The 383-nt window shown below is 46.7% G+C and carries 1 protein-coding gene; it reads right to left on the bottom strand.

Annotated features, from left to right (window positions below):
• On the bottom strand, positions 1–383 hold a 383-nt coding region (locus NR126_RS29180), incomplete at both ends, for a hypothetical protein (protein WP_256832505.1).

The following is a 383-nucleotide window of genomic DNA, read 5'->3' on the forward strand; positions in this document are numbered from 1 at the left end:
CTTGCTCGCTTTGCCCCTCTTTCTGGTGTGGGTTTCTCTCTTTTTTCCTTTTTTTCCTCCTTCTCTTCCTTCTTTCTCTCCCCTCCCTTTTTCCCTTCCCTCCTTTCTTTTCTCTCCTCTCTCTTTTCCTTCCCCTCTTCCTTCCTTTCTTCTTTCTTTTTTCTCTCTCTCTTTCTCCTTCCTCTCCCCCCCTTTTCTCCCCCCTCTCCTTCCCTCTCTTCTTTTTCCTCCTTTTCTCTTCTTTCTTTTTCCCTTTCCTTCCTTTTCCTTCCTCCCCTTTTCCTTTCTTCTCCTTTCCCCTCCCCCTCCCTCCCTCCTTTCCTCCTCCCTCTCCTTCCTCTTTCTCTCCTCCCTTTCTTCCCTCCTTATCTTTTTTTTTTTAT

The sequence above is a fragment of the Pseudomonas sp. Pse1 genome (genome assembly GCF_024519635.1).
Lineage (GTDB): Bacteria > Pseudomonadota > Gammaproteobacteria > Pseudomonadales > Pseudomonadaceae > Aquipseudomonas.